Source organism: Streptomyces sp. JJ66 (assembly GCF_019303495.1).
Taxonomy (GTDB): Bacteria; Actinomycetota; Actinomycetes; order Streptomycetales; family Streptomycetaceae; genus Streptomyces.
Window position 1 is genome coordinate 1 of sequence record NZ_JAEVFI010000004.1, and the last position, 23,572, is coordinate 23,572.

Here is a 23,572-nt window from a genome sequence, read left to right on the forward strand (position 1 = left end):
TCCGGCCCGCCCGGCCCGCCCGCCGCACCGCGCGAGCCGCCGCGCGGTGCGGCGGGCGGGCCGGGTCCGGCGCCGTGGCCCGTGGCCAGGGGACGCCGGACCCGGCTGCCGATGGGTCAGCCGCCGGCCAGCTGCCAGACGGCGATCGCGGTGCCGCTCACGGCGGCCAGGGCGGTGACGCTGGTCAGGGGCCAGCGGGAGCGCTCCAGCGAGTCGAGGCGGGACTCGTGGTCGGCGAGCTGCTTGTCGGTCTGGTCGCTGCGCTGGACGAGCAGGGCGAGCGCGCCGTCAACGCGGGCGAACCCGGCCTCGACGGTGCCGCGCAGCCGCTCCAGCTCCACGGCGACAGCGGTGGTGCGGTCCGGGTCGAGCTCATTCATGGGCCGGTCCGTGCTCCTTTCCCGTGCGCAGCCAGCCCGGCAGCAGCGCCTGCACCCCGGGCAGGGCCATGACGCGGGCCAGCCCGCCGGCGACGGCGAGCGCGCCCGCCACCCACGGCAGGGTCGCGGGCAGGCCGGACGCCTCCACCACGGCGGGCAGCACCAGGGCCAGCCCCAGTGCGGTCTGCACCACCGTGCGCAGGCTCCGCCTGTTCTCCTCGGACAGCTTCACGGACAGCTTCTCGGACATCGTCGCTCCGTTCCTTTGCTGGGGGCCTTCGGGCTCTCCGGGGCCTTCGGGGCCGGGGCGTGTCAGGACACGCGCGGGACGCGCAGCGCCGTCCAGGAGTAGGCGCCGGGCCAGCCGTCGGCGTCCGCACCGGTGAAGCCGAGCTTGCGCTGCCAGCGCGCGTAGGAGCGCCGGTCGGCGCCCGACCACTGCGGGCCCGGGCCGACGGCGTAGGCCGAGCAGCCCTCGGCCACCAGGCGCTCGCCCATCGCCGTCACCACGGCCGAGCGCGGCGCGCGGTGGAACCAGGCGGCGCCGGGGAACGGCTGGTAGCCGCGTCCGCCGCTGCCTGGCGCGGACTTCGGCCCGGTGGGACGGCGGCCCAGGCGCTCGCCGATGCGGTCGCGGAGGTCGTACATGGAGACGCCGTGCGGGTCGATCTTGGTGCGCGTCCACTCCTTGTGTGCGATGACGGAGCGTTCGTTCCAGCCGTGGGCGCGGCAGATCGCGGCCGACGCGCGCACGATGGCCTCCAGTTGCTCCGGCGGCCACGGGTCGCGCCCGTCACCGAGGTTGATCGCCTCGAAACCGTAGAAGCGGGCGTTGCCGTCGGTGGTGTCGGCCTGTGGACGCGGTGTGGCCACCTCCGCGATGACCGAGCGCAGCACCCGGCCATCGCCCCGCCCTGCGTGGTTGGCCCGGCCGCCGCCGACCAGGTGCACGGTGCCGGACTTGTCGATGACGCCGTGGCACAGCGGCCCGGGCAGGCCCGCGTAGCCGTCGTAGCACAGGTCCACGGAGGCGGCGGTGCCACGACTGACGGTGTGGTGCACCATCACGCCGTTCACCGGGCCCCAGGCGCCCTTGTGGTTGCGGTGGTGGCCGCGCCAGTCGCGGTGTTCGATGACGCGGACGCCTTCGTCGCGCAGCGCGTCCACGAGCTGGGCGGGTGTGAGAGGTGTGGCCATGGGTGGGCTCCTCCTCGGTGGATTCCGGCACGGTGGCCGGGATGCGGTGGGCGCCGCGCGCGCCGGGGCCGGGGCCGGGGTGCGGCCACGGCCCCGGCGGGGGCGGCGGTGCGGTCAGTCGCGATCCGCCCCGCGCCGACGGGCGACACGGGGCGGAGAGGAAACGGGCACGTCAGGCGAGGGCGGCCCAGATGGCGTTGGAGTCGGCCACCACCGAGGTCGGGTTGAACGAACTCGGCAGCGAGGTCCGCCCGGTGCTGGACAGCCGGCCGTGCCGGACGAAGGCGCCGGGCATGCGGGCGCTGCCCGCCGGGGCGTTGCCGATGCTGGCGCCGCGCGCGAAACCCGGCCCGTCGCTCCGGGGGTTCGGCCCGTTGATCAGCAGCGCGATCCAGTAGTTGCCGGGCTGCGCCGCGTACGGCGAGGTCAGCGGGCACACCACCGTCTGGCCCTCGTTGGCCGGAATCAGCTGGGTGAGCGGCTGGGTGACGCCGACCCGGGTCCCGGCGCCGGTGTACAGGCCCGCGTAGGAGCTGCTGCTCAGCGCCCCGCCCCCGTACCCGGCGGTGTAGAACACCAGGTCAAAGATGGTGTGCGGGGCGTGCAGCGGGACGCCGATAAGGTACAGCCAGCCGTTGACGCAGTACTGGGCGGTGTCGGCCGACGTCGTCGCCGGGTCGAAGGACCAGCCGGCGAAGCCGACGGCGGCCGGGGACCAGGAACCGGCGGCGGAGACCGCGTCCACGTAGGAGCGGCGCGCCAGTTCGTCGCCGGAGGCCGGGTCGGCGGCGGCCGAAGGCGGCACCGCGAACGACTTCGCGCCGGTGATCGCCTGCGGGCCGCTGAGCAACACCGCGTCACCGGCCGGTACCGCGCCCACGTCGGCCGCGCCCAGCGTCACCGCGCCCGTGCGGCCGTTGACCGAGTCCACCGGAGCCCGCGTCAGGTAGCGCCCGTCGGCGGTGGCCTGGTCCAGCGCGCCCACGTCGGCGGCGGTGAGGACGACGTCACCGGTCGCGCCGTTGACGGAGGCGACCGCGCCGCCGGTGCCGGACGGCAGCTGTGCGGCCGGGACCAGGCCCTGGGCGTCCAGCGCCGCCACGCCGCTGGCGGCACCGACCGAGGCGGCCGGGACGGCGGCGACGTCGGCGGCCGTCAGCGTGATGTCCGGCTCGGTGTGGCCGTTGACGGAGTGCACCGCGCCCGGCTCGCCCCGCGGACCCTGCGGCCCGGGCGCGCCGGGCGGCCCCGCCGGTCCGGGCACGGCGACGTAATGCGGCGTGGCGGGATCGGCGGGCACGACATCGGCGAGGTCGAGCTGCGGCTGAGCGGCGGGCAGCACGATCTGGTAGGTGCGGCGCGGCGTCACCCCGGCCAGCTGCTCGCTGACGGTGTAGGTCCACGTCGCCGGGTTCCAGCCCGGGCCGTCCGTCGCGGGCAGGACGACGCTGATGCGGCCCTCGGCGTCGAGCCGGGCGACGGTCGGGCCGCCGACCATCACGTCGGCGTCGGAGTGGGTGAGCATCGCCGGGGGCCGGAACTCCACGAGGCCGGTCATCGGCCGCCCGTCCGGCGTCAGGTACCGCGCGGTGACGGTCACGGTGGGAAGGGTTGCGGGCAGCACACTGCCTCCTTGGGGGTTGGTGAGAAAGGTCTGGTCACGGGCCAGGCACGGAAAAGGCGACGCCCGCCCCGGCGGAAAGCCGGAGCGGGCGTCGGGAAGGATTGCCGTCAGGACTGGACGCCGTACAGCGCCAGCGGGCGGCAGCGCACGGTGCCGCCAGCGGCGGCCACCTTGGCCTGCACCTCGAAGGTGACCGTGGCGCTGAAGTCCACGGCCAGCGAGGCGGTGAACTCCAGCCCGTCCGGGCCGCCGACCGGGCCGACCGGTACGCCGTCCACCAGCACCCGCACCTCCGCGCCCGGGCTGCCCTCCGCCGCGATCCGGCCGTACAGCCGCGGATGCTGGACGATGCCGGGGCCACGGAACAGCGTCGTCCATGCGGTCGCGCCCGTGGACTCCCAGCGGCCGGGCGCCACCGGCGCGGGCAGCGGGTAGGGCACGTACGGGCGGGCCAGCCCGCGCTGTTTGGCGTCATCGGCGACGACGACATTGCCCTTGCGGTCGAAGATCTGCACCGGCTGGTCCGGCAGCGTGTCGGGGCTCCCGGTCCACACCGTCAGCGCCACCGAGCCGTCGTCGCGCCGGACGACCAGGCCCTGTTGCGGCTGGCCGTCCGTCCGGTCGGGGTGCACGCGGCCCAGGTACAGCAGGTCCTCGCCGTCCGGGGTGCGCACGCGCAGCCGTCCGCCGTCGCCGATGACGACGTCGCCGCCGCTGATGCGGTTCATCGGCGGCGCGGTGTTGGCGCTGCCCATCAGCTCCCGCACCTGCCGCTCCAGCGCGCGCAGCCGGTCCAGCAGATCGGTGGGGATGATCGCCACCTTTCATACTCCTTCCAGGTAGAGCGTCGCCGTCTCCGGCTTGGTGCGCTGCGGCGGGGAGACGGCCAGGCCCACGACGCGGAACCGGCTGTCCGAGCCGTCGGGGTGCCACAGGTCGTGGACGCGCAGCCGCAGCCGCGCACCCAGCAGCGCCGGGGAGATCCGGCCGTCCATCCGCACGGTGAGCCGGGGGATCGTCTCGGGCCGCCGGTGCCGGGCCAGTTCGGCACGGGCGAGGGAGTGCAGCACCTCCTCGTCGCGCACCGAGCTGTGGTCGGAGCTGGACTCCAGCCGGGGCCAGCCGCCCGCGATGTCCTCCGCCCGCACGTGCCGCACGGTCAGCGGCACCGACTCCTGCGACTGGTCGGAGTTGGCCGACTCCCCGCGCGCCACCCACACGTTGGCCTGCACCGTGGCGTCCGAGGGCAGGCTGTAGGTCAGCACCGCGCCCGGGTGGTCCACGACGAGGTCGGTGTGTCCGGTCAGAATGCGCGGGTGCCCGAGCTGGAGCCGCTTGACGCGGCGTCCCTGGGCGTCGCGGTAGCAGTGCACCCGCCACTCGAAGCCGTCGTCGAGCTGCGCCAGCTTGTCCAGCAGCTCCCGCACCCGGGCCAGGTCGGTGGCGGCGTAGGCGAAGTCCCGCCGGACCCCGGACGCCTCGGTGCCGCAGCTCAGGCCGATGTTGCCGCCGGGCTGGGCCTGGACGTGCTCGACCAGCGTGCGCACGATGTCGAACTGGTCGGTGGCCGTGCCCACCAGGTCGCCCGACAGGACGCGGTGGTCCAGGTAGGAGTCGAACGTCGCCGCCTGGAACTCCGCCTTCAGCCGACCCTGTTCGTCCGCCGAGGGGGTGCACGTCCACAGCACGCCGCCCCACCAGATGTCGCCGTCCCGCTCCAGCCACACCGCCGTACGGCCCGGCAGCAGCGCCGCCCGCGCCCGCCGGGCCAGCGCCGCGTCCGGCAGCGGCACGGTGGCCGACAGCGAGCCGGGTTTGCCGATGTAGTCGTCGAACTTGGCCTCCGTGACCGGGAGGACGTCCACCACGCGATCGGTGCGCAGGTCGCAGAAGACGGCGCGGTAGACAGCGGGGTGGCCGCCGGGGTGGCCGCTCATTCGGCCGCCTCGTCGGACTCGTAGGTGAAGGCGAGCGCGATGCGCATGCCCGCCTTCCACTCCCACGGGCTGATCGCGTCCACCAGCCCGCCCTTGTCCAGCGCCGCGCCGCTGACCGGGCCGGAGACGATCTCTATCTCCAGGTGGTCGGGCGTGGTCAGGCGGACCCGGCCCATCGCCCGGTCCAACAGGCTGTCCTCCAGCGCGGCGAAGCCCACCGCGTGATCCCGGTCGGAGGAGCGCACCGGCAGCGTGAACCGCCAGTTGTCCGTCCCGGTCCCGGGCGCGAAGGACGACGTCGAGCCGAAGACGATGTCCAGCGAGGCGTGCACCAGCGTGCCGGTGTGCAGATAGCGGCCCTTGACGGTGGCATTGCCGAAGGACGGTGTGCGGGTCCCGGTGCTGAGGGACCACTGCGGCGTCCAGTCGTGCCAGCGCGGGGTGGCCGGGTACGGCTGCCAGGCGGTGCCGTCCCAGCGCTGTAGCCGGGCCTCGCCCGCGTCGCGGTACTGGCCCGGGTAGCTGCCCGGGATGTCGCGCGGCCAGTCCTCCGGCACGATGCCGCCGACGGCGACCGTGGCACGGCGCAGATCGCTGACGGCCGTGTTCCAGTCGATGCCGCCGGTCCCCTCCGACGCGCCCGCCGGGACGCGCACGGTGGCCAGCTCCAGCGCGGCACGCGGCGTCGCCGGGGCCTCAGGCGCGGCGGCGGGCACCCCCGGGATGATCTCCAGCGCCGCCTCGGTACGCCCGGAGGCGTCCTGCGCCTCGTCGTAGACGCGCAGCACCACCAGGTCCACGCGCGGGTTGTCGGGGTCGCCGTCGGCGAAGGTGATCGGGGTGTACTCGGTCACGGCGACGGGGTAGGCCCCGGCCACCTCGTCGCTTTGGATGACGGCGCGCCCGGAGGCCACCGTCGCCGTCATCCCCGCCGTCTGCCCGTACACGTACAGGCCGGAGACCGGGTAGCGGCCGTCCGGGGAGCCGGGCAGGACGCCGCCCCGGGAGGCGAGCTGGCCGGTGGGCGTCATCGTGCCGACCGGCGCCAGCCGGGTGTCGAGGCGGGACTGGCCCTGGGTGGTGTCGGTGCGGTTGAGCAGCCATGCACTGCGGATGGGCATGTCAGATCCTTTCGGTGGTCAGGAAGTCGGTGCGGGTGCGGGCGCGGGGGAGCGGGGCACGCGTCACCAGTGGGCGTCGCGCCAGCGGACGGTGACGGAGGCGTCGGGCGAGGGGGTGGTGTCCGCGGAGCGGAACACCAGCGCGGTCGCCCCCGGCTCCAGCCGGAACAGCTGCTCGGGCGCCGAGCGAGCGGTCGCCGTGTACAGGCGGGAGGCGGTGCCGTTGAGCACGACCGTCCCGGAGCGGGTGTCCACGGTGAGCACGTCGCTGGCGGCCAGCGCGATGTCGTACCGCAACCGCAGCCCGTCGCTGAGCCGGGTCAGCTCCGGGCGCCGCAGCGGGCCCCGGAACTCCAGCACCGGATGCGCGGCGGCCTCACCGGAGTTGACGGCCGTCACCGCACCGGTGGAGCCGGTGGTGCCCCAGTCCAGCGGCCACCCGAGGCCGCCGTCGCCGGTCACCGGGTCCGGTGCCCACGCCAGTCCGTCCTCCGGCTGCGGCAGCCGCGCCGTGGCCCGCCGCTCGCGCACGCCAAAGCGCCGGGGATCGGTGGCGACCCACTGCACCTCCGCCTTCGCCGCGCCCTGGAGCACGTAGGTGCGGTCCTGCGGGACGACGCGGCGGCTGACCCGGGCCCGGCAGGCCAGCGTCTCGCCGTGCAGCCGCACCGCGAGCCACTTCTCGCCGCCGTCCGGCGTCGTCGCGGACCTCAGGCCGCGCATCGTGGCGCGTGCTTCCTCGCGTGTCGGCGGCAGCAGCCACACCGTCGCCGAGACGGTGCGCGGCTTGGCCCACCGCGCGCCGGGCCAGGCGCCGTGCTGGTCGGGCCGGGCGACGTCGCCGGTGTCCAGCCCCGGCAGGTCGTCCCAGCCGGTGACGCCCTTCCTGTCCACCTGGTAGGGCGTGCCGGGGCCGAAAAGAACCCCGGCCCACTCGATCTGCCCGTCGCGGGTGATCAGTGAGCCGGGGGCGGCTTCCGGTGCGTTGTTCTGTTGGATGTCGATCACGGGCTGAGCCCTCGCTTTCTTCTCACACGGCGGCTCCCAGCGGTGTCGCCGACCAGCGGTTGCGCTCCGCGCGGGCGAGGAAGCGCAGGTCCTCGGCGACGCCCAGCGGCCCGCGGTCGGCGGGCTCCGCGTAGTGCTCGATCCACCCGCCCCGCGCCTGCGCCGAGACGGCGGCGTAGCGGGCGGTACCGTCCATCAGCCGGTGCAGCACCGGCAGCGGGACGACGGCCTCGGCCTCGCCCGCCTCCGCCACGACCGCGAGCACGCCCCGGCGGCGCGGCAGCGCGACACCACCCTGGGCGAGCTGCGGGATCTTGGGGAGGTTGATGCCGAACTCCTTGCCGAACAGGCTGAAACTGAGGCTGTTCAGGCCGTCGATCACCCAGTTGGCGAAGGAGATCAGGCCGTTGACGGGCCCCTTGACGACGTCCAGTACCAGCTGCGCGCCGGTCTCCAGGTAGCCGGAGATGCCCCCGAGGGTGTTCCGCATCGCCCCCACGACCCGTTCGAACATCTCCCGGGGCTTGGTCCTGATCCAGTCCAGCACGCCGCTCACCGCACGCTGGATGCCGCCGAACACGGTGTCCGCGATCGTGCGCATCCGGTTGACCGTGCCGGTGACCAGGCGCCGCACCGTGCCCATGGGGTCGCGCACGAAGGCGGCGATCCACTTCACCACCGTCAGGACGACGGTGAGGTAGCCCTGGAGGTAGGTCGCGACAACCTTCCCCACGACCTTCACCACGGGCAGCATCACCTTCAGGACCGTCTGCACCCACGTCATCATCGCGGCCGTGACGTGCTGGATGATCTTCTGCCCGGCGGAGGACTGGACGGCGGCGTCGATCAGGTAGCCGATCAGCGGCGCGAGCAGCGACAGCGCCAGCCCCCACGGGTTGGCCTTCATCACGGTGTTGACCAGCTTCATCACCCCGGCCCCGAGCTTCAGCCCGAGCCCGAACACCCCGCCCAGCTTGCCGACGATCCCGGCGCTCTTGCCGATCCCGCCCGCCAGCTTGTCCGCCCGCCCCGCCTCCCGCTGGAGCTGCTTCAGCTCCCGGTTGGCGGCCTTGAACCTGGCGCGCGTGACGTTCAGCTGCGGGTGCACCGCGCCCGCCCGCCGCCCGAACCCGAGCAGCCCCTGACCCGCGACGGACGCCGACGGCACCACACGCCGCAACTCCGCCTGGGTGCGCTGCGCACCGCCGCGCAGGGCGCTGGCGGCGCGGGACGCCGCCGCGATGGCCCGCCGGTTGGCCGCGAGCCCACTACGGGCCTGGCCCAGCGCCCCGCCGAACGTCCGGAACCCGGGCCCGGCCTGCGCGAGTATCGCGATGGCCATACCGCCTCACCGCCTCTCAGCCTCGTGCCTTGGCCAGGAACATCAGCGCGTCCGCGGTCTCCTGCGGATCGCTGACCTCGGTGGCGTAGTAGTGCTCGATGTGCAGCCCGCCGCCCCCGGCCCCGGCCGATCCGCCGTACGGCCCCGGCATCCCGGACCGCGCCCGTGCCGCCGTCCGCCCCAGCAGCGCGTCCAGCTTCGACAGCGGCAGCACGGCCTCGGCCTCACCCGCCTCCGCGAGAATGGCGGGCACCCCGCCCGAACGCGGGGTGACGACACCGCCCTCGGCCAGCTTCGGGATCGTCGGCAGACTGACGCCGAACGTCTTGCCGCCCACCTTCGGCACCCAGCCCGGGATCGACACCTTGATGCCGTTGATCTTCCCGACCATCGAGTTGATGAGGTCGATGACGCCGTTGATCGGCCCCCTGACCCCGTCCTTGACCTTGTTGAACGCGTCCCTGGCGATCCCGGACAGCTTGCCCCAGATCTCGCTCATCTTGTCCCGCACCGCCCGGAAGGCCGCCGGCACGGTCCGCTTGATCCACCCGACCACGGGGCCGATGACCTTCTTGATGCCGCTCATCACCGCGTTGATGACGTTCCGCACGACCTTCATCGCCGTGGTGATGACGGCCTTGAAGATGGCGAAATACGTCTTCACGTACTTCACCACCAGCTTGACGACCACCATCACGACGGCCTTGATCGCGTTGAAGACGCTCTTGAAGATCTTCCCCAGGCTCTTCAGCAACGGCCCGATGATCTTCATCGCCTTCTTCATCACCTCCCCCACGACCGCGAAGACCTTCTTCATCACCTTCTGCATGGTCTTCGACTGCGTGGCCATGGCGACGATCTTCTCGATGATCGGGGCGATGAGCGACAGCAGCAGCCCGAAGAAGTTCCCCTTCATCTCCTTATTGAGGGACTTGAAACCGCCCGTGGCCTTTTTCACCCCCCGGTTCATCTTGGTCATCTGCGGCCCGGTCTTGACCGCCCGTTTCCCGAACTTGGAAACAGAAACGGCGGCCTTGTCAGCCGCCGTCTTCATCGTCTTCAGCTCTTTGTTCGTATTCTTCGCGCCGGTGTGAATCTTCTTTACGCTCCGGTCAGCAGTGGCCGCCCGCTTACCGAACCCGGCCGCCGCCCGCCCCGCAACATCGCTGGCGCTCTTAAACCGCCGCAACGAGCCGGAGGCCCGCTGCAACGCACTATTCAAAGACATTATGTCGCCTCGATTCTTCAGCTATATCAGGCCAGTGTGCGCGACAATCTCTCAATTCTCTTTTCGAGAATGCTTATTTTCCTAATATGCCCAGAGACGCGGAGTCGATATTTGTTTCGAGTAGCTTCGCCCTGGGCATGATTGGCTTCGCTTTGATCGCGGAGAAACCGTTCACTTCTTCCTTCTGCGCGACGAAGATTGTGGTCCAGTCTCCGCCGAGTGATACGGTCCTCAAGCGCGGGTATGTAGGGTGGCGTCCAGACCTTGACTCCAGCTACTGAAATTCCGGTTTCGTCAATCTTGAAAACATCGAAAGCCGTAGTTACTGCACTAAGGTCCACTTTCGCAAGCTGCGTGCTCCAATATAGAGCCTGGCTTGAAGCATTTACGCTTTCGTTTGTGTCACCTTGGTCGAGGCTATTTTCGATGGCGTCAAACGTGTTACCTACCTGGTTGTTCCCGAGGAATGCGGCAGCATTGCCCGCGGTCTTGAGTGTTTCATCAACCTGCCAGGTGACGAGACGTGCCAGTTCCTCCCATGCGACACCATTCATCTCGAGGAGATCTTTTACCGCTTCTTTGGCCGCGACTCTGGAAGCTTCCTCGTTGTTACTGTGCGTATATTCCATCGCTGCCCTCGTTGACGATTTTTGAATTTACTGGTATTATTCCCGGGTGTTGATCATTGCGCTCATTGTTTTGGGGCTTGCTTCTTTTTGTCTTTATAAGGCGGTGCGTGAGTCTCAACTGGCACACATGAGGCGCGTGCTGAACATGCGAGGACTTCGCACTGTTGGCGTGTGTGTCAATTTGAGGTGGACGTCTAACGGTGCAGTCTCCAGTGTGATTCAATATCATGACGCTAAGGGGAGTCCTCGCTACACCTCCACTGAACCGGAACGCTCTGTACGCGTGCCCGTTGGTGTATCGGTGGAGATCTCTTACGACAGGTTGAACAGGGTGCCGGCAGTTTTGACGGCATCTCCCCCCGGTCCAGTGGAGTATGGCTTCGCAGTGCTCTACGGTATTGGGTTTCTCTTTTTCGGCTATCTTGGATTTTCCGCCCTGGGTGCAATTCCCTGATAATTCGTATCAGGATCACGAGGGTGCTCATTCCACAGGTGGTCCGATGGGGTGTTACTGACTCTTGGTAATTCGCAAATTCCTGCTGGGTTGCGTACTGGGTCTCGTCTGTTACGTCGGCTCCATGATCCCGACATGTTCAGATGACGTACTATCGGGATTGCCCACATCAATGACCAGTAGAGTGGAAGTGCATGAGTACTCGCATGTAGAAGCTTTGGTTACACGCGTTCATTCTGATATTGTGACGGAATGAGAATTCTCGGCTTCCTCCTTTTTGTTATTGGCGTGTCTTGTTCCGATTCGGAATCAAGCACGGCCGGAGTTTCATGCGCGACCGAAGGTTTATGACCAGCGGAGCTGGAACACGAACTACGGGGACATGTGCGAATTTGATATGGGCGACGGACGGGAACGTTTCAAGCGGTGTTGTGTATGAGGATGCAGATGGTAATAGATGCACTGCCTGGACCCAGCCATCCAGAGTTATTCCAGTGCAGGTTGGCGAACGAGTCCCAGTTCGTTATGAACCTGAGGGGGTGGCAGCGCCTGTGGTGAATGGCGACACGTTCCCGAGAGGCATCCTGTTTTTCTTCAGCATGGTATTGGGGGGAGCTTCTCTTCTCATTGGGACAGGCGCACTATTCATGCTCACGTAACGTGCATCGTTTTGTTCTGACGCCGAAAGTCAATCTCGTCTTGTTTGGCAGTAACTATTCTCCAGGGAATAAATTTTTATTATGCTAGTGGGGTGGTTTCTAGTAACCTTCGGGGTATCGCTCCTGTTTGGGTTCTTGAGCCTAATTCTTCAAGGGTGGAGGCGGCGTTCGCTACCCCGGTGGGGTAATCGCGCCTCGGGAGTATGCGTAAACCTTTCGTGGACAAGTCGCGGATTGGTTTCAAGTGTCATCGCTTACGAAGACGCACACCGAGTGCGGCGCGTTACGCGTAGCCTTCCGCGCAACGTGATCAAATACGTCATCGGTGAGAAGGTTGACGTGATTTATGACCCGCGCGGGAAGGTGCGTGCGGTTGTTGCTGCAGAAAATGCTGGTTCTGGGGAGTACTACTTGGCGGCTTTGTGTGGGATCGGCGGTGCATTCTTCGTCTATTCGGGAATGCATGTCGTGCTCTGATCCAGGGCGCCGCGCCTGCGCAGGGTGAGATCAACTCAGGGTGCGTTGTGCTTGCGCTGGCTTCCCCCGAGCCCGTTTCGGGGGAAGCCAGCGCAAGCTGTGCGGCGCGGGTGGTTGTTCACGTGCGCTGGGGGGTCGTTGCCTCCATGGCGTCCTGCCAGCCGTGGGCGTAGGCGCGGGTTTCGCGGGCGTTGAGTTCGGCGCGTATCGCGGTCAGCAGCTCCTCGGCTGCGGGCTCGGGGAGGCGCTGGAGCAGGCTGCCGAGGAGGCGGTGAAGCTCCGTCGCCGCCTGGGGCGCTGCTGACTCCTCATGGCTCTCGTCGCTCCGAGTCGTCGTCAACCGTCTCACCACTCTTCCGGCTCGATGCCGTTGACCAGGTTGGATGCGGGTCTGCGGGGGGCACGGGGTGCACCGATGTGTGCGGTGGCGCGTACCCAGCGTCATGATACGGGGGCGCGGTCCAAAAATCGAACGTACATTCGCATGAAGGTGTGGTGTGTCGGTTCGTGGGGGTGTCCGGCCGCCGTCCTGTCGCCCCGCCCCGTCCTGCCGCCGCCCGCCCTCCCGCTGCCCCGCCGTCCTGCCGCTCCTCCGGCCGGGCGCCCCGGCCGCCCGGCCGCCGCGAGGGGCAGCCGGGCAGCGGGCGGGGCACGGTGGGTGGCCGCGTGTGGGGTCAGGCGAAGAAGCGGGCCAGGGTGGCCGGGGGCGGGCCCTCGGGGGCGGCCCGCTGGCGCGGGTCCGTGAGGTCGGAGTCCGCGGGTTCCCCGGCGGCCGGGTGCGGGCCGTCGTGCGGCTTCGCTGACGGGTCCCCGTCGGCCGCCGCCCCCGGGCGCGGCACCGGGTCCGGGTACTCCAGCGGCTCCTCGTCCTCGTCGCGGTGGAGCGTGGCCGTCATCCAGTTGGCCGCCGCGAGGTGGTCCACGGTGGCGGCCAGCAGGTGTTCGGTCACGCCCCACTCCGCCGCCTCGCCGTGGTCGGCGAGGTTGACGGCGCTGTCGCGCGGCAGGTGGCGGATCAGCACCGCCAGGCGGCGCGAGGACAGGCGGCCCCGGTGCCAGTCGAGGAGGTCGAGCCCGTAGTACCGGAGCAGGTCGGCTTCCAGGGCCTCGGCGTGTTCGTCGACGAACGCGTCGAGGCTCAGCCTTCCCCCAGGCCGAGCCCGGTGGCCTTCCCGTACGCCTCCAGGATCGCGGCGACGTCCTGCATGGAGACGTCGTGCCGGTCGAAGCGGTCGAACTGCTGCTCGCCCAGCAGCAGGCGCAGCAGGCCGTCGATGTCGTTGTCGTCCAGCTCGCGCAGGGCCCGGGCCGTGCGACGGCTGAGCTCGCTCGGCATCTCGAAGGTGTCGTCGTCGAGGGAGAAGGACCAGTTCCGGCCGAGCGCCTCGGTGCGCTGGGCGCGGGCGGCGTTGACGTTGAACGAGGACATGGTGATGGGCTCCTTGGGGAGAGGGGACGGATGGGGTGCACATCGCGGATCGCGGAGGACAGACCACGGATCGCGGAAGGGCGGGCGCGGGGCCGGGTACGCGTGGCGGTGGCCCCGCGCCCGGGCGGATCAGGAGAAGGAGCCGTCCTTCATGATCCAGGAGGCGAGCGGCGTGGTGTTGTCCAGTGCCATCGCGGTGAAGGTGACGCCGAGCTTCAGCGACCCCTTGCGGTTCAGCTCGACCTCCTCGGTGTCGGTGACCTGGCCGCGCGGCACGACGAAGCGGTAGATCACGTCGTCGCCGTCGGTGAACTCCATGCCGAGTGCGCGCTCGTCGGCCACCGGGTCGGAGGCGACGTCGTAGCGGTAGATGCCGGAACCGGCAGCCGTCTCCACGACGTTGCCGCCGCCGAAGTACAGCGGCAGCGTGTCCGAGTTGAACTGCAGCATGCTGAACTTCACCGTCATGTCCCGGTCCTCGTAGATGAACCGGGCCGGGCCGACGGACTGCCAGGTATCGACGTTGGTGACCTTCTCCTTGCGCCCGAACTTCACGCCGTCCGAGCTGGTGTAGCCGACGTTGGCCCACTCCGGCCCCCACGCGGTGGTGATGTCGGCGGGGGCGTCGGTGCCCACGGGGGCGACGAGGATGCGGCCGTTGCCGGCGACGCGGATCTGGTTCGGGTTCATGTTCGCCATGCGAATACTCCTTGTTGGTGGTGGGTGATGCGTGCGCGCTGGGACGAGGAAGGCCCCGCCTGGGGCAGGGCCTTCGGGGTGAGTGGTCCAGCGACGCGGGGACGGCGTCAGGCGGGCGTCAGGGCCAGCTGGACGGTCGTCAGGTAGCGGTTGGCTGCCGGGCGGTTGTAGTCCGGCAGCCAGCGGGCTGCGTCCGCCTCGACGACGTCGGTGACGGTCGCCGTGCCGTGCGTCGTGCCGCGCAGGGTGAGCAGCGCGGCCCGGACACCGAGCGAGTCGGCGTGGGCCGTGGACTTGTCCGGCCCGTAGACCTCCAGCTCCACGAGCGGGTGGTCGAGGTGCTGGTCGTCCAGCCAGGCACCGCCGACCCGGGAGACAAGCACCACGCGCTGCGTCCCGTCAAAGCCCGCCGGTGGCACGTTGTCCACGGTGACGCCGCTCAGTTCGGGGCGGTCGGTGAGGTAGTCGGCGATCAGGCGCTCGACGTCGGGAAACGTGAGCAGTGCACCTGCCACACGGGTTCTCCTTCCGCAAGAAGGTGCCGGGCCGGGTGCCCGGTCACGACCAACGGCGGGGCCGCGCACCCGGGTTCGGGGCACAGCTCCGCCGCTGCGTCCGAGTGTGACGGATAGCGTGCGAGCGCGCAACTAAATCTGAGTGTGGGGCGCGCGGTGACGGCGTCGTACGGCGTTCGTGGCACTGCCTGGGAGGCGCGGAGGGCAGGGTGGCGGGCGCAGGAGGCGAGTGACGTCCCCTCAACCGGTTCGGCTGCGGTAACCAGCGGGCTTCGGCTGCTGCGGGCCTGCCCCGGCTTGGGACCGACGGGCTGTGCTCCGGCAGCACGTCAGCCGGGTGTGCCCGCCGTCACCAACGGGAGTCGGCCCGGAGCCGCGAGCCGCGAGCCGCGAGCCGCCAGGCCGTCACGCCCCGGCTTCCGGCCCCTTCCGGGGCTGCCCGGGGACGCGGGGGTGGAGCGGCGGGATCGTCGGTGTGCGGGAGCGGCGGCGCTTGCGGTCGAAATGGGGGCCGGGGCCGGGCGGGCCGTCAGGTGCGCCCGGTGCGGCAGGCGGCGGGGGCGGCGCGTCGGCGTCCGCTTCCGGCAGGGGCTCGGTCACCGCGTGCTCGCCCTGCTGGTGCAGGGGGAACGTCAGGACGTCGGCCTGCCCGCTGTCGGAGGGGACCACCCGCAGCCGTCTCGTCCTGGTGGCGCGGGCGTCCTCAAGGGCGGGGCGCAGCGTTTCCTCGGCGTCCTGCCAGCCGCTGGCGTAGGCGCGGAACTCCCGCCGTTCCAGCTCGGCTCGGGGCAGGATCACGAGGTCAGCGGGGGAGTGGTCCTCGGCGAGCGCGTCCAGCGTGCTCAGTAGCGCCCGCAGATCGCGGTCGAAGTCCTCCCGCTCGCCCTGGTCCTGATCGGGCACGAATGCTCCCCGCCTCGACTGCGCTGCCTTCCGGGAACCACCGGTTCACGGAGAAACCGGTAGTTGGGGGGAGGACCAGGGAAACCCCTGGTCACGGACCGGCCGCAGACCATCGTAGGACACCCCGGACGGAACCGTTCGAGGCGTGCGAACGTCGGGGGTGGGCGGAACGCTCCAAACCGGGTACTGATACGTGCGGGCAGCACGAAGTCCCGCCCTGTGCCCGGGGGTTCAGCGGAGGCCGGGTGAGCGGGACGGGCGGAGGGTGTGACCGGGGGCACGCCCGGCCCCTGCGGAACGCCGGGTAGTGCCGGAACGCGGGGCACGGTGCCAGGCGCCGGGTGTGTGGTTCTGCCGACGGGTCAGCGCACGCGGCGCCGGGCGCTGGGGGTGGCCTCCTGGGCACTCTGGGACAGGAACTGCTCGGCGACGCGGACGAACATGCCGCGCTGGTCCTCCGGGACGCCGAGCAGTTCCGCGGCCTGCTCCAGGGTGAGCGGGCCGTCGTCCTGGTCGCCGGTCGCCCGGTGGGGCGTGGCGGCCGTCAGCGGAAGCTCCTCCGGCGTCAGCTGCCCGGAGCGGATGAGCATGTCCCGCACCGGGACGCGCAGGACGCGGGCGAGCCGGCGCATCGTCTCCAGGTCCGGCATGCTGTGCCGCTGCAACAGGCGGGTGATGGCCGCGCGGTGCACCCCGGCGGCGTCGGCCAGCTGGGACTTGCCGCCACCGCGTGGGCTGTCGATGTCGTAGCCGCGGTCCCGGACGAGGGCCTCGATCCAGGCCGCGAAGTCTTCCATGTCCTGCGTGTTCGCCATGGGCGCACCTAACCCCTTCGTGGACGGCCCATCATAACGTGCTTTCGCGCGCGGCATTACGTGCTAGCGCAAGCGAAACCTCCGGACCTGGTGGCGCTGATCGTAATAAGTTGCGCGCTAGCACGCAACATGTGAAGGTGATGAGCACGCCTGAACGACCGCACGACCCAGGGAGAGGCTCAGTGAGCACCACCATGTCCGCACGGTACGGCGATGCCGCGCGGCGGGAGTTCTTCGGCTGGCAGGACGCCGCCGCCTGTCGCGGCCTGCCGCCGGAGACCGTCTTTTCCCGCCGCGAGAAAGAGGCGCTGCCCGCGCTCCGGGCCTGCCGACGCTGCCCCGTACGCCGTCCCTGCGAGGAGGCCGTAGCCCCCGCGCAGAGCATGTTCGACGGCGTCAGCGCCGGACGCCTGTGGCGCAACGGGCGCCCCGTACCCCTGCGCCTGCTCCCCGCGTACCTGCCGGAGGCGCGCGCATGAGCCTTCGCGCCGACACCGCTCACTGGCTGGGCGTCCTGCGCCGTCAGTTCCCGGAACTCCTGGAGGAGTTGGTGCCGGGCGGCAGCAGCCCCGGCCTGCCCCGTTCGGCCCCCGGCCCCGCGTCCCCCAGCCGCACCACCACACCGCTGCGGCTGCACGTTTCCGACACCCTTCGCGACGTCACCGACGGCGTCACGGAGCTGGAGGAGGCGGTGCGCGACAAGCTGCGCCTCGGCCGCGCCCGCCGCGCGACGGTTCCGGAGCGCATCGGCCGCGTCCTGGCCCTGCTCGACGAGGTTCAGCGGCATCCGGTGCTCGCCGGGCACGTCCGCGACGAGGCCCGGCGGATGGCCCGCCGCTGTGCGCGCGTCCTGGGCGAGAGCGAGTTGATGACGGCGCTGGCCACTCGGTGTCCGTGGTGCGCGTCGGTGTCCCTGCGTGCGTTCCCCGAGCGCGGCGCCGTCCTGTGCGTCAACCCCGCCTGCCGCTGTGACGACGCCGACTGCGACTGCCGCACCGATCCCGCCCACCGCCACACCTGGCCGGAGGGCACCCTGCCGGAGCCTGGGGAGGCACCCTGATGCTGATCACGGGAACCATGGCCGCCCGCGAGGCCGCCGTCGCCCCCGCCACCATCCGCAAGTGGGTCCAGCTGGGCCGCCTCACCCCGGCCGACCGCCAGGGCCGCACCCTGCTCTACCGCCTGGAGGACGTCTTCGCCGCCGAACGCGCCGCCGCCCGGCACCGGACGGCCCGCCCCGCCCCAGCCCGACCGGACGCGCGGACTCCCTCCCGCTGACCGACGCCCGCCCCCGCACGGCGCCCCAACGCCCGCCCCGGCACGCTCCCCGGCGGCGCGCACGGGCGCTTACGGGTGCGCACGGGCGCTGAGGGTGCGCACGTCGGGGGCGCCCGCTGACCGTCACCAGGCCGGGACCGGTAACCGGTCCCGGCCCCGGCCCCGGCCCCCCGCCTCAGCTCGGCACCGAAGCGGCGAGGGCGGACCGCTGCGCGGCGGCCCCGGCCGCACGCGACGCCTCGCTCCCGACCGTCCACCGGCCGAGTGAGGTCTCGGCCGTGATGCCGGGCCCGAAACCCGCGATCAGACCCCGGGCCGATTCCCCCGGACCGTCCGCCGCGAACAGCCGGGCCAGCGCGTCGAAGACGACGGAACTGGCCACGTTGCCCCGCTCGGTCAGCGTGGCCCGGCTGAACCGGAACATCTCGGGGGGCACGTCGAGGAAGTGGCACAGATCGTCCAGGATGCGCGGGCCGCCGGCGTGGACGATGTAGAAGTCCACGTCCGGCACGGTCCACCCGTGCTGGGCGATGAGCTCGCGCAGCGCCGGGGCCAGCATGCTCATGGTGCCCGGCACCCGCTTGTCGAGGAGGAAGTGGAAGCCGGTGGCCCGGACCGCGTAGGAGATCCACGCCTCGGTGTCCGGGACGAGGTGGGAGCCGTTGCGCTCGATGCGCATGCCGGTGCCGCCCTCCTCCCGGACGACGGCGGCTGAGAGCGCGTCGCCGAACAGCCCGTTGGACAACAGCGATCCCACGCCCAGGTCCGTCGGCTGGTAGCACAGCGAGCAGAACTCACAGGAGACGATGAGCACGTTGGAGCCCGGGTAGGCGCGGCAGAAGTCGTGCGCCCGGCCGATCGCCGCGCCTCCGGCGGCGCAGCCGAGCTGGGCGATGGGCAGCTGCCGCGTCTCGGGGCGGAAGCCCATGGTGTTGATCAGCCACGCCGTCAGCGAGGGCATCATGAAGCCCGTGCAGGAGACGTAGACGATGAGGTCGATGTCCGCCGGTTCCCGCTCGGCGTGGGCGAGCGCTTCCCGGACGACGGCCGGGACGCGGGCCTTGGCCTCCCGCTCGTACACCTGGTTGCGTTCCTCGAACCCCGGGTGCCGCAGCGTCTCCTCAAGCGGCTGGACGAGGTGCCGGGTGCGCACGCCGGTGTTCTGGATGAGCCGCAGCACGAGGTCGCGCTGAGGATGGTCCGCGTGCGTGTGCCGGGCCAGCTCCAGGGTCTGCTGCAGGGTGATGACGTGCTCGGGCACGGCGATCGCCGGTCGGCACAGGGTCGCCATGGTCTCTCCTTCGTCTGCGGGCTGAGCTCGTCACCAGGCGACGGGTAGGGCGAGGGGGTGCCGCCAGATGGATGTGGTGTTCCACCGGACGTCCTCGGGCGGCACCGCCAGCCGCAGCGCCGGGAAGCGCTCCAGCAGCGAGGCGAGGGTCACGGTGAGTTCCATGACGGCCAGCGGCGCGCCCAGGCAGTGGTGGGCGCCCCAGCCGAACGTCATGTGCGGGATCGTGGGCCGGTGCGGGTCCACGTCGTCGGGCCGCTCGAACTTCTCGGCATCCCGGTTCGCCGCGAGGTAGGAGACGTGGACGATGTCCCCGGCCCGGATCGTCACCCCGCCCAGCTCGACGTCCTCGGTGGCGACGCGGGGGATGCCCACGCCTTTGCGGAAGGGGATGTACCGCAGCAGCTCCTCGATGGTGCCCGGCAGCGTCTCGGGGCGGGAGCGCACCCCGGCCGCCAGACCGGGGTGGGTGAGCAGCAGGTAGGTGAGATTGCCCAGCTGGTAGGTGGTGGTGTCCTGGCCGGTGATGAGCAGCACCATGGCCATCACGGTCAGCTCGTCGTCGTCGAGGAGTTCGTCACCGTCGCGTGCGGTGGCCAGCGTGCTGATCAGGTCCTCGCCCGGGGCGCGGCGGCGCTGTGCGGTCAGGTCCGCGAAGTAGGCGCGCAGTTGGGCCTTGGCCTCGATGGCGGCTTCCCGGCCGGCGGCGCCGATGTTCATCATCGTCAGCGCGTGGGCGCGCAGCCCGGGGCGGTCCTCCTCGGGGATGTCGAGGATCTCGCAGATGGTGATGAGCGGGAGTGGCGCGGCCACCTGCCCGAAGAAGTCCGCTGGAGCGCCGTGCTCCCGCAGCCCGGCCAGCAGGTCGTCCACGACACGCTGCGTGCGGTGCCGCATCCCTTCCACGCGCCGGGGGGTGAAGCCCTTGGCCACCAGGCGCCGCAGGCGGCTGCTGGCGGGCGGGTCCATGAGGTTGATCGCCTCGGACTGCACGATGGGCTCGGGCGTCATGCGCGGGAAGTCGCGCCCGGCCACGGCGGCGCGGCTGAAGCGGCGGTCGGTGGTGACGGTGCGGACGTCCTCGTAGCGCGTCACCAGCCACGCCTCGCCCTCGCCGTAGGCCAGCCGGACGCGGGTCACCGGCCCCTCGGCCATGAGCTGCCGCAACTCGGGGTCGAACTCCAGCCCCGTCGCGAAGTCGAAGGGGCAACGCCGCAGGGTGTCGGTGGACTCCACTTGGCTACTCCTCAGGCCAGACCGTCACGGTGCGTCGGCGCCCCGTGCGGGACGACCGCGATCAGAGGTCCCCCGGAGCGGAGCGGCTATACGTGCGGCGTGAACTGATCATTCGATTAGACGATAAATTCGCCCGCTCTTCCCCAGCGCCCTCGCGCCCCCACAGAGCCACCCGCCCCTCTGCTCCGCACCCCCCCGCGTCCCACCGGCTTCCCGTCGTGCCTCACGGCGTGAGCAGTCCCGAGCCGAGCCAGTCGGAGGCGTCGCGCACGCCGGGCAGGGCGAAGAAGTAGCCCCCGCCGATCGGGGTGACGAACTCCGCCATCGGCTCGCCTTCCAGCCGCCGCTGCATCGTGGCGAACTGCCGCTCCACGTCCTGCTGGTAGCAGCAGAAGATCAGGCCCAGGTCCAGGCGTCCGTTCGGGTGGAAACCGCCGTCGTAGCTGTAGCTCCGCCGCAGGATCAGCGAGTCCTCGGTCTGCGGTGTGCGGGGGTTGGCGAGCCGGATGTGGGCGTCGAGCGGGATCACCTCGCCGTGCGGGTCGGCGGTGTAGTCGGGCAGGTCGGATTCCCGGCGGCCGTCCAGCGGGGCGCCCGTGCCCTTGCGTCGTCCGATCATCCGCTCCTGCGCGGCCAGCGGCACCCGGTCCCACGCCTCGACCCGGAACTCGATCTTCCGGATCACCTGGTAGCACCCGCCGGTGGCCCAGGCCGGTTCCCCGGCGGACGGCCCCACCCACACCAGCCGGTTCATCTCCGCCGCGGAGTCCGTATCCGGGTTGACGATCCCGTCCTTGAAACCGATGAACGTGCGTGAGCCCCCGGACGGCCGGGGCGGGTTGTGGAAGCCGTCGAACCGCCAGCGGGGCCTGAGCATGCCGTCCGTCTCCCGCGCGAGATCCCGCAGGACGTGGACGACGGCGTCCGGATGCAGGGCGCAGACCTGGAGGGACAGATCGCCGTGGCACGCGCGCGGGTCCAGGCTGTCGTCGGCGAAGGCAGGCATCCGGGTGAGCCGGCGGGGGCGGCGGGCGGCGAGACCGAACCGGTGGTCGAACAGGGACGACCCCACGCCCAGGGTGATGGTGAGGGCGTCCTGCCGCCGCGGCTCGGCGGCCACCTCCTCGTCCTTGGGCCGCACCCCGCGCACCAGGACGCGGGCCCGCTCGGTGATCGTCCTCAGCAGGTGGATCAGCTCCCCGCGCCGGGCCACCAGGACGTCGAAGGCGACAAACCCGGCGCAGGTCTGCTGCGGGGTGCCGATCCCGGCCTGGTGCACACCGTGGAACGGCACCGGGCCTACCGGGCCTGGCTCGCCGCAGGACTCGGTGCCGGACTCGGTGCCGGGTGCGCGCTGAGCCGCGTACGCCTCCACCCCGCCCGGGGCGGCGACCGCGGCACAGGTCATCCCGGCGGCCCGGCGCAGGAACGCCCGCCGCGCCCCGACGCCCTCGGCCGGACAACCGCCCCCGCTGTGGCCGTCACTCATGGCTCACCTCTTCTTCCCTCGGACGAACGCTTCTGGCCCACGCTTCCGCCGTACGCGATGGGCCAGGCCCACCCCGCACGGCGCGTACACCCTGACGCCGGGGCCGGGTCCCGACCACGGACGCGGCACCGCGCGGCGTCCCCACGTCACACCGATGAGGTGCCCGCCATCCGCCGGACGGCGGCGCCCGGCTCCGGCGTCCTGGGGCCGTGAGCCGCGGCGTCACCCGGCCTGCGGTGTGGCGTCAGCCGTGGGCCGCCGCCCCGGCATGCGTCAGGAGCCGTACAGCGTCGGCAGATCGATGAGCAGTACGTCGCCGGAACCCGAGGCGGCGGCGCGGGCCTTCTCGTTGAAGCCCGCGCCGCTGAAGCAGAGGAGCCGGGTGGCGCGGGTGTCGAAGCGGCCCGCTCGTCCGATGAGGTCGCGGATGTGTCGCAGGCGTTCGATATGGCCGACTCCCATGGTGTCGTTCCACTTGGCCTCGCCGATGGCGAGCAGGGGCGCCTGGGCGCCGTCCGCGATGCCCACCACGGCGACGTCCACCTCGTGACCGGTACGGGCCTTGGGGTCGTGCACCACACCGTGGCCGACACGTGCCGGGAGGCCCCCGAACAGGTCGGGGTCGGCGTGATGCAGGGCCCACTCCCGGCAGATCTGCTCGAAGTGGGGCCCCAGCACCTTGCTGTCGAACCGCCGTCGGCTCGCCCGCCACACCCGTGCGGCGTTGCCCGGTCGCTCCAGCTGGTCCCATACGGGGCGCATGATGGCGTGGTAGAAGCCGATGAGGGGTTCCGCGATCCGGTACGTGGAGCGGTTCTCCCGGAACGCGTCAACATCGCGGTGCAGTAGCCCCGCGTCCTCCAGGACGTTGATGGGGTGCGCGATGTCGGTGGCCTTGCGCTCCAGGTATCCGGCCACGCCGCCCCGGGTGGCGTTGCCGTCGGCGACGGCCGCCAGGACGGACAGGTACAGCGCGGTGTCCCGCAGGTCGGGCTCTTCGGCCAGCAGGTACCGGGCTTCCCGGAAGAGCGGCGTCTCCGGGTTGAGGACGGTGCGAACGACCCAGTCGTCGAAGTCCGCTGGGCCCGCCGGGGTATCCCCGCGCGCGAACTCGCGCCGGTAGGCGGGCGTTCCGCCGACGACCGCGTTCACCTGGAGGGCGAGCCGGGGGTCGCTGATGCCCCAGAACCGCGCGGCAAGCTGATGGTCGAGGGTGCGCACCACCAGCTCCAGCCCGGCCCGGCCGCGCAGCGGTGCGTTGCCAGACAGCAGCTTGCCCATGAACGAGAGCGCCGAGCCGCACAACAGCAGCCGGGTCCGGGACCGGGTGCGGGGCTCCCGCAGGGGACGGAAGGCTTCCTGGATCACTGACGGAAGCTCCGGAGCGGCCTTGGCCAGGTAGGGAAACTCGTCGATGACGACGGGAACGGGGCGATCCGCGCCCAGCGCGAGGAGGGCGTCGACGGCCTCGAACCAGTCGGCGAAACGGTAGGGGACCGCGGGGCTGGTGTGAGCGGTGAGCGCGGCGCTGATCCGCCGAAGCGATTCGGCGCCGGTCGCTTCGGTCGCCCCGAAGTAGAAGCCGCCCGCCGCCCGGCACGCCGCGTCCAGCAGGAACGTCTTCCCCTGGCGGCGCCTGCCCGAGACGACCCCGAGCGTTGCCCCTGCCTGCTCGTCCCTGATGAAGCGCCCCAGCGCGGACCACTCATGGTCCCGGTCGAACATCCCGGCGGGCTTCTCCATCACCGTTCCCATCCATGAGGAGTACACTTCTTAGAAGTGTACTCCTATAAACTTCCTCCTTCCTGTGTAGCGTGTCGCCGCGTGGTCCGGCCGGCTGAGGCGGGGACACCGTACGACC

27 protein-coding genes are annotated in these 23,572 nt (G+C 71.0%); 5 read left to right on the forward strand and 22 right to left on the reverse strand.

What is annotated here, in order from left to right; all coding sequences use genetic code 11:
• Window positions 1-116 precede the first annotated feature (116 nt).
• The 11 genes from JJV70_RS04205 to JJV70_RS04255 all read right to left on the reverse strand — a co-directional run bounded on the left by JJV70_RS04205 (window position 117) and on the right by JJV70_RS04255 (window position 10,466).
• Window positions 117-380: a hypothetical protein gene (locus tag JJV70_RS04205; RefSeq protein WP_219046322.1), complete on the reverse strand. Its 264-nt coding sequence runs from the start codon at window positions 378-380 to the stop codon at window positions 117-119.
• On the reverse strand, window positions 373-630 hold the full coding sequence (locus JJV70_RS04210) for a hypothetical protein (RefSeq protein ID WP_374227243.1): 258 nt from the start codon (window positions 628-630) through the stop codon (window positions 373-375). The genes JJV70_RS04205 and JJV70_RS04210 overlap by 8 nt, the downstream gene beginning before the upstream one ends.
• Before the next feature lie 62 nt (window positions 631-692).
• Window positions 693-1,577, reverse strand: a complete 885-nt coding sequence (locus tag JJV70_RS04215; RefSeq protein WP_219046323.1) for a peptidoglycan-binding protein — start codon at window positions 1,575-1,577, stop codon at window positions 693-695.
• Window positions 1,578-1,749: 172 nt separating this feature from the next.
• A complete protein-coding gene (locus JJV70_RS04220; protein WP_219046324.1) occupies window positions 1,750-3,201 on the reverse strand; it encodes a phage tail protein in 1,452 nt (483 codons plus the stop codon).
• Between the two features lie 107 nt (window positions 3,202-3,308).
• Window positions 3,309-4,022 carry a hypothetical protein gene (locus JJV70_RS04225; protein WP_219046325.1) on the reverse strand — a complete coding sequence of 238 codons (714 nt, stop codon included), beginning with the start codon at window positions 4,020-4,022 and terminating at the stop codon, window positions 3,309-3,311.
• Between the two features lie 3 nt (window positions 4,023-4,025).
• Window positions 4,026-5,138 carry a hypothetical protein gene (locus tag JJV70_RS04230; RefSeq protein WP_219046326.1) on the reverse strand — a complete coding sequence of 371 codons (1,113 nt, stop codon included), beginning with the start codon at window positions 5,136-5,138 and terminating at the stop codon, window positions 4,026-4,028.
• The gene (locus tag JJV70_RS04235) at window positions 5,135-6,259 is read right to left on the reverse strand and encodes a hypothetical protein (RefSeq protein WP_219046327.1); all 1,125 of its coding nucleotides are present in this window, start codon (window positions 6,257-6,259) and stop codon (window positions 5,135-5,137) included. The genes JJV70_RS04230 and JJV70_RS04235 overlap by 4 nt, the downstream gene beginning before the upstream one ends.
• A 63-nt stretch (window positions 6,260-6,322) precedes the next feature.
• Window positions 6,323-7,267 carry a phage tail domain-containing protein gene (locus tag JJV70_RS04240; RefSeq protein WP_219046328.1) on the reverse strand — a complete coding sequence of 315 codons (945 nt, stop codon included), beginning with the start codon at window positions 7,265-7,267 and terminating at the stop codon, window positions 6,323-6,325.
• A 22-nt stretch (window positions 7,268-7,289) separates the two neighbouring features.
• Window positions 7,290-8,609 carry a hypothetical protein gene (locus JJV70_RS04245; protein WP_219046329.1) on the reverse strand — a complete coding sequence of 440 codons (1,320 nt, stop codon included), beginning with the start codon at window positions 8,607-8,609 and terminating at the stop codon, window positions 7,290-7,292.
• A gap of 16 nt (window positions 8,610-8,625) precedes the next feature.
• Window positions 8,626-9,663, reverse strand: coding sequence for a phage tail protein (locus JJV70_RS04250; RefSeq protein WP_306823400.1), 1,038 nt, complete (start codon window positions 9,661-9,663; stop codon window positions 8,626-8,628).
• Window positions 9,664-9,863: 200 nt separating this feature from the next.
• A complete protein-coding gene (locus JJV70_RS04255; protein ID WP_219046331.1) occupies window positions 9,864-10,466 on the reverse strand; it encodes a hypothetical protein in 603 nt (200 codons plus the stop codon).
• A gap of 46 nt (window positions 10,467-10,512) precedes the next feature.
• Here JJV70_RS04255 and JJV70_RS04260 point away from each other — a divergent pair, with 46 nt between their 5' ends.
• Together JJV70_RS04260 and JJV70_RS23455 are read left to right on the forward strand one after the other, a co-directional pair.
• Window positions 10,513-10,920, forward strand: coding sequence for a DUF3592 domain-containing protein (locus tag JJV70_RS04260; RefSeq protein WP_219046332.1), 408 nt, complete (start codon window positions 10,513-10,515; stop codon window positions 10,918-10,920).
• Window positions 10,921-11,660: 740 nt separating this feature from the next.
• Window positions 11,661-12,056 carry a DUF3592 domain-containing protein gene (locus JJV70_RS23455; protein WP_374227244.1) on the forward strand — a complete coding sequence of 132 codons (396 nt, stop codon included), beginning with the start codon at window positions 11,661-11,663 and terminating at the stop codon, window positions 12,054-12,056.
• A gap of 118 nt (window positions 12,057-12,174) precedes the next feature.
• Here the strand turns inward: JJV70_RS23455 and JJV70_RS04270 are convergent, their stop codons facing one another.
• From JJV70_RS04270 to JJV70_RS04300, 7 genes are all read right to left on the reverse strand, one after another.
• The gene (locus JJV70_RS04270) at window positions 12,175-12,396 is read right to left on the reverse strand and encodes a hypothetical protein (RefSeq protein WP_219046334.1); all 222 of its coding nucleotides are present in this window, start codon (window positions 12,394-12,396) and stop codon (window positions 12,175-12,177) included.
• A 334-nt stretch (window positions 12,397-12,730) separates the two neighbouring features.
• Window positions 12,731-13,078, reverse strand: a complete 348-nt coding sequence (locus tag JJV70_RS04275) for a hypothetical protein (protein ID WP_308294674.1) — start codon at window positions 13,076-13,078, stop codon at window positions 12,731-12,733.
• A gap of 116 nt (window positions 13,079-13,194) precedes the next feature.
• On the reverse strand, window positions 13,195-13,485 hold the full coding sequence (locus JJV70_RS04280) for a hypothetical protein (RefSeq protein ID WP_219046335.1): 291 nt from the start codon (window positions 13,483-13,485) through the stop codon (window positions 13,195-13,197).
• A 129-nt stretch (window positions 13,486-13,614) separates the two neighbouring features.
• Complete coding sequence (locus JJV70_RS04285; protein WP_219046336.1) at window positions 13,615-14,184, reverse strand: phage tail protein; 570 nt, start codon at window positions 14,182-14,184, stop codon at window positions 13,615-13,617.
• 107 nt (window positions 14,185-14,291) lie between these two features.
• Window positions 14,292-14,699 (reverse strand): hypothetical protein, encoded by a 408-nt coding sequence (locus tag JJV70_RS04290; RefSeq protein WP_219046337.1) that lies wholly within the window; start codon window positions 14,697-14,699, stop codon window positions 14,292-14,294.
• Between the two features lie 405 nt (window positions 14,700-15,104).
• Window positions 15,105-15,602: a hypothetical protein gene (locus tag JJV70_RS04295; protein ID WP_219046338.1), complete on the reverse strand. Its 498-nt coding sequence runs from the start codon at window positions 15,600-15,602 to the stop codon at window positions 15,105-15,107.
• Between the two features lie 362 nt (window positions 15,603-15,964).
• Window positions 15,965-16,417, reverse strand: a complete 453-nt coding sequence (locus JJV70_RS04300; protein ID WP_219046339.1) for a helix-turn-helix transcriptional regulator — start codon at window positions 16,415-16,417, stop codon at window positions 15,965-15,967.
• 182 nt (window positions 16,418-16,599) lie between these two features.
• Between JJV70_RS04300 and JJV70_RS04305 the strand changes: the two genes are divergently transcribed.
• Genes JJV70_RS04305 through JJV70_RS04315 form a run of 3 tightly spaced genes read left to right on the forward strand, consistent with a single transcriptional unit; the run spans window position 16,600 to window position 17,695 of the window.
• Entirely contained in the window at window positions 16,600-16,896 is a 297-nt protein-coding gene (locus JJV70_RS04305) for a WhiB family transcriptional regulator (protein WP_308294675.1), read from the forward strand.
• Window positions 16,893-17,477, forward strand: a complete 585-nt coding sequence (locus JJV70_RS04310) for a hypothetical protein (protein WP_219046340.1) — start codon at window positions 16,893-16,895, stop codon at window positions 17,475-17,477. The genes JJV70_RS04305 and JJV70_RS04310 overlap by 4 nt, the downstream gene beginning before the upstream one ends.
• The gene (locus tag JJV70_RS04315; protein ID WP_219046341.1) at window positions 17,477-17,695 is read left to right on the forward strand and encodes a hypothetical protein; all 219 of its coding nucleotides are present in this window, start codon (window positions 17,477-17,479) and stop codon (window positions 17,693-17,695) included. Before JJV70_RS04310 ends, JJV70_RS04315 begins: the two co-directional genes overlap by 1 nt.
• Before the next feature lie 175 nt (window positions 17,696-17,870).
• Here JJV70_RS04315 and JJV70_RS04320 read toward each other — a convergent pair whose 3' ends face one another.
• The 4 genes from JJV70_RS04320 to JJV70_RS04335 form a co-directional block, all read right to left on the reverse strand.
• Window positions 17,871-18,986, reverse strand: a complete 1,116-nt coding sequence (locus tag JJV70_RS04320; protein WP_219046342.1) for a type III polyketide synthase — start codon at window positions 18,984-18,986, stop codon at window positions 17,871-17,873.
• Between the two features lie 30 nt (window positions 18,987-19,016).
• On the reverse strand, window positions 19,017-20,222 hold the full coding sequence (locus tag JJV70_RS04325) for a cytochrome P450 (protein WP_374227245.1): 1,206 nt from the start codon (window positions 20,220-20,222) through the stop codon (window positions 19,017-19,019).
• A gap of 223 nt (window positions 20,223-20,445) precedes the next feature.
• Window positions 20,446-21,711, reverse strand: a complete 1,266-nt coding sequence (locus tag JJV70_RS04330) for a Dyp-type peroxidase (protein WP_219046343.1) — start codon at window positions 21,709-21,711, stop codon at window positions 20,446-20,448.
• Between the two features lie 273 nt (window positions 21,712-21,984).
• Window positions 21,985-23,454 carry an ATP-binding protein gene (locus JJV70_RS04335; protein WP_219046428.1) on the reverse strand — a complete coding sequence of 490 codons (1,470 nt, stop codon included), beginning with the start codon at window positions 23,452-23,454 and terminating at the stop codon, window positions 21,985-21,987.
• Window positions 23,455-23,572: the final 118 nt, after the last annotated feature.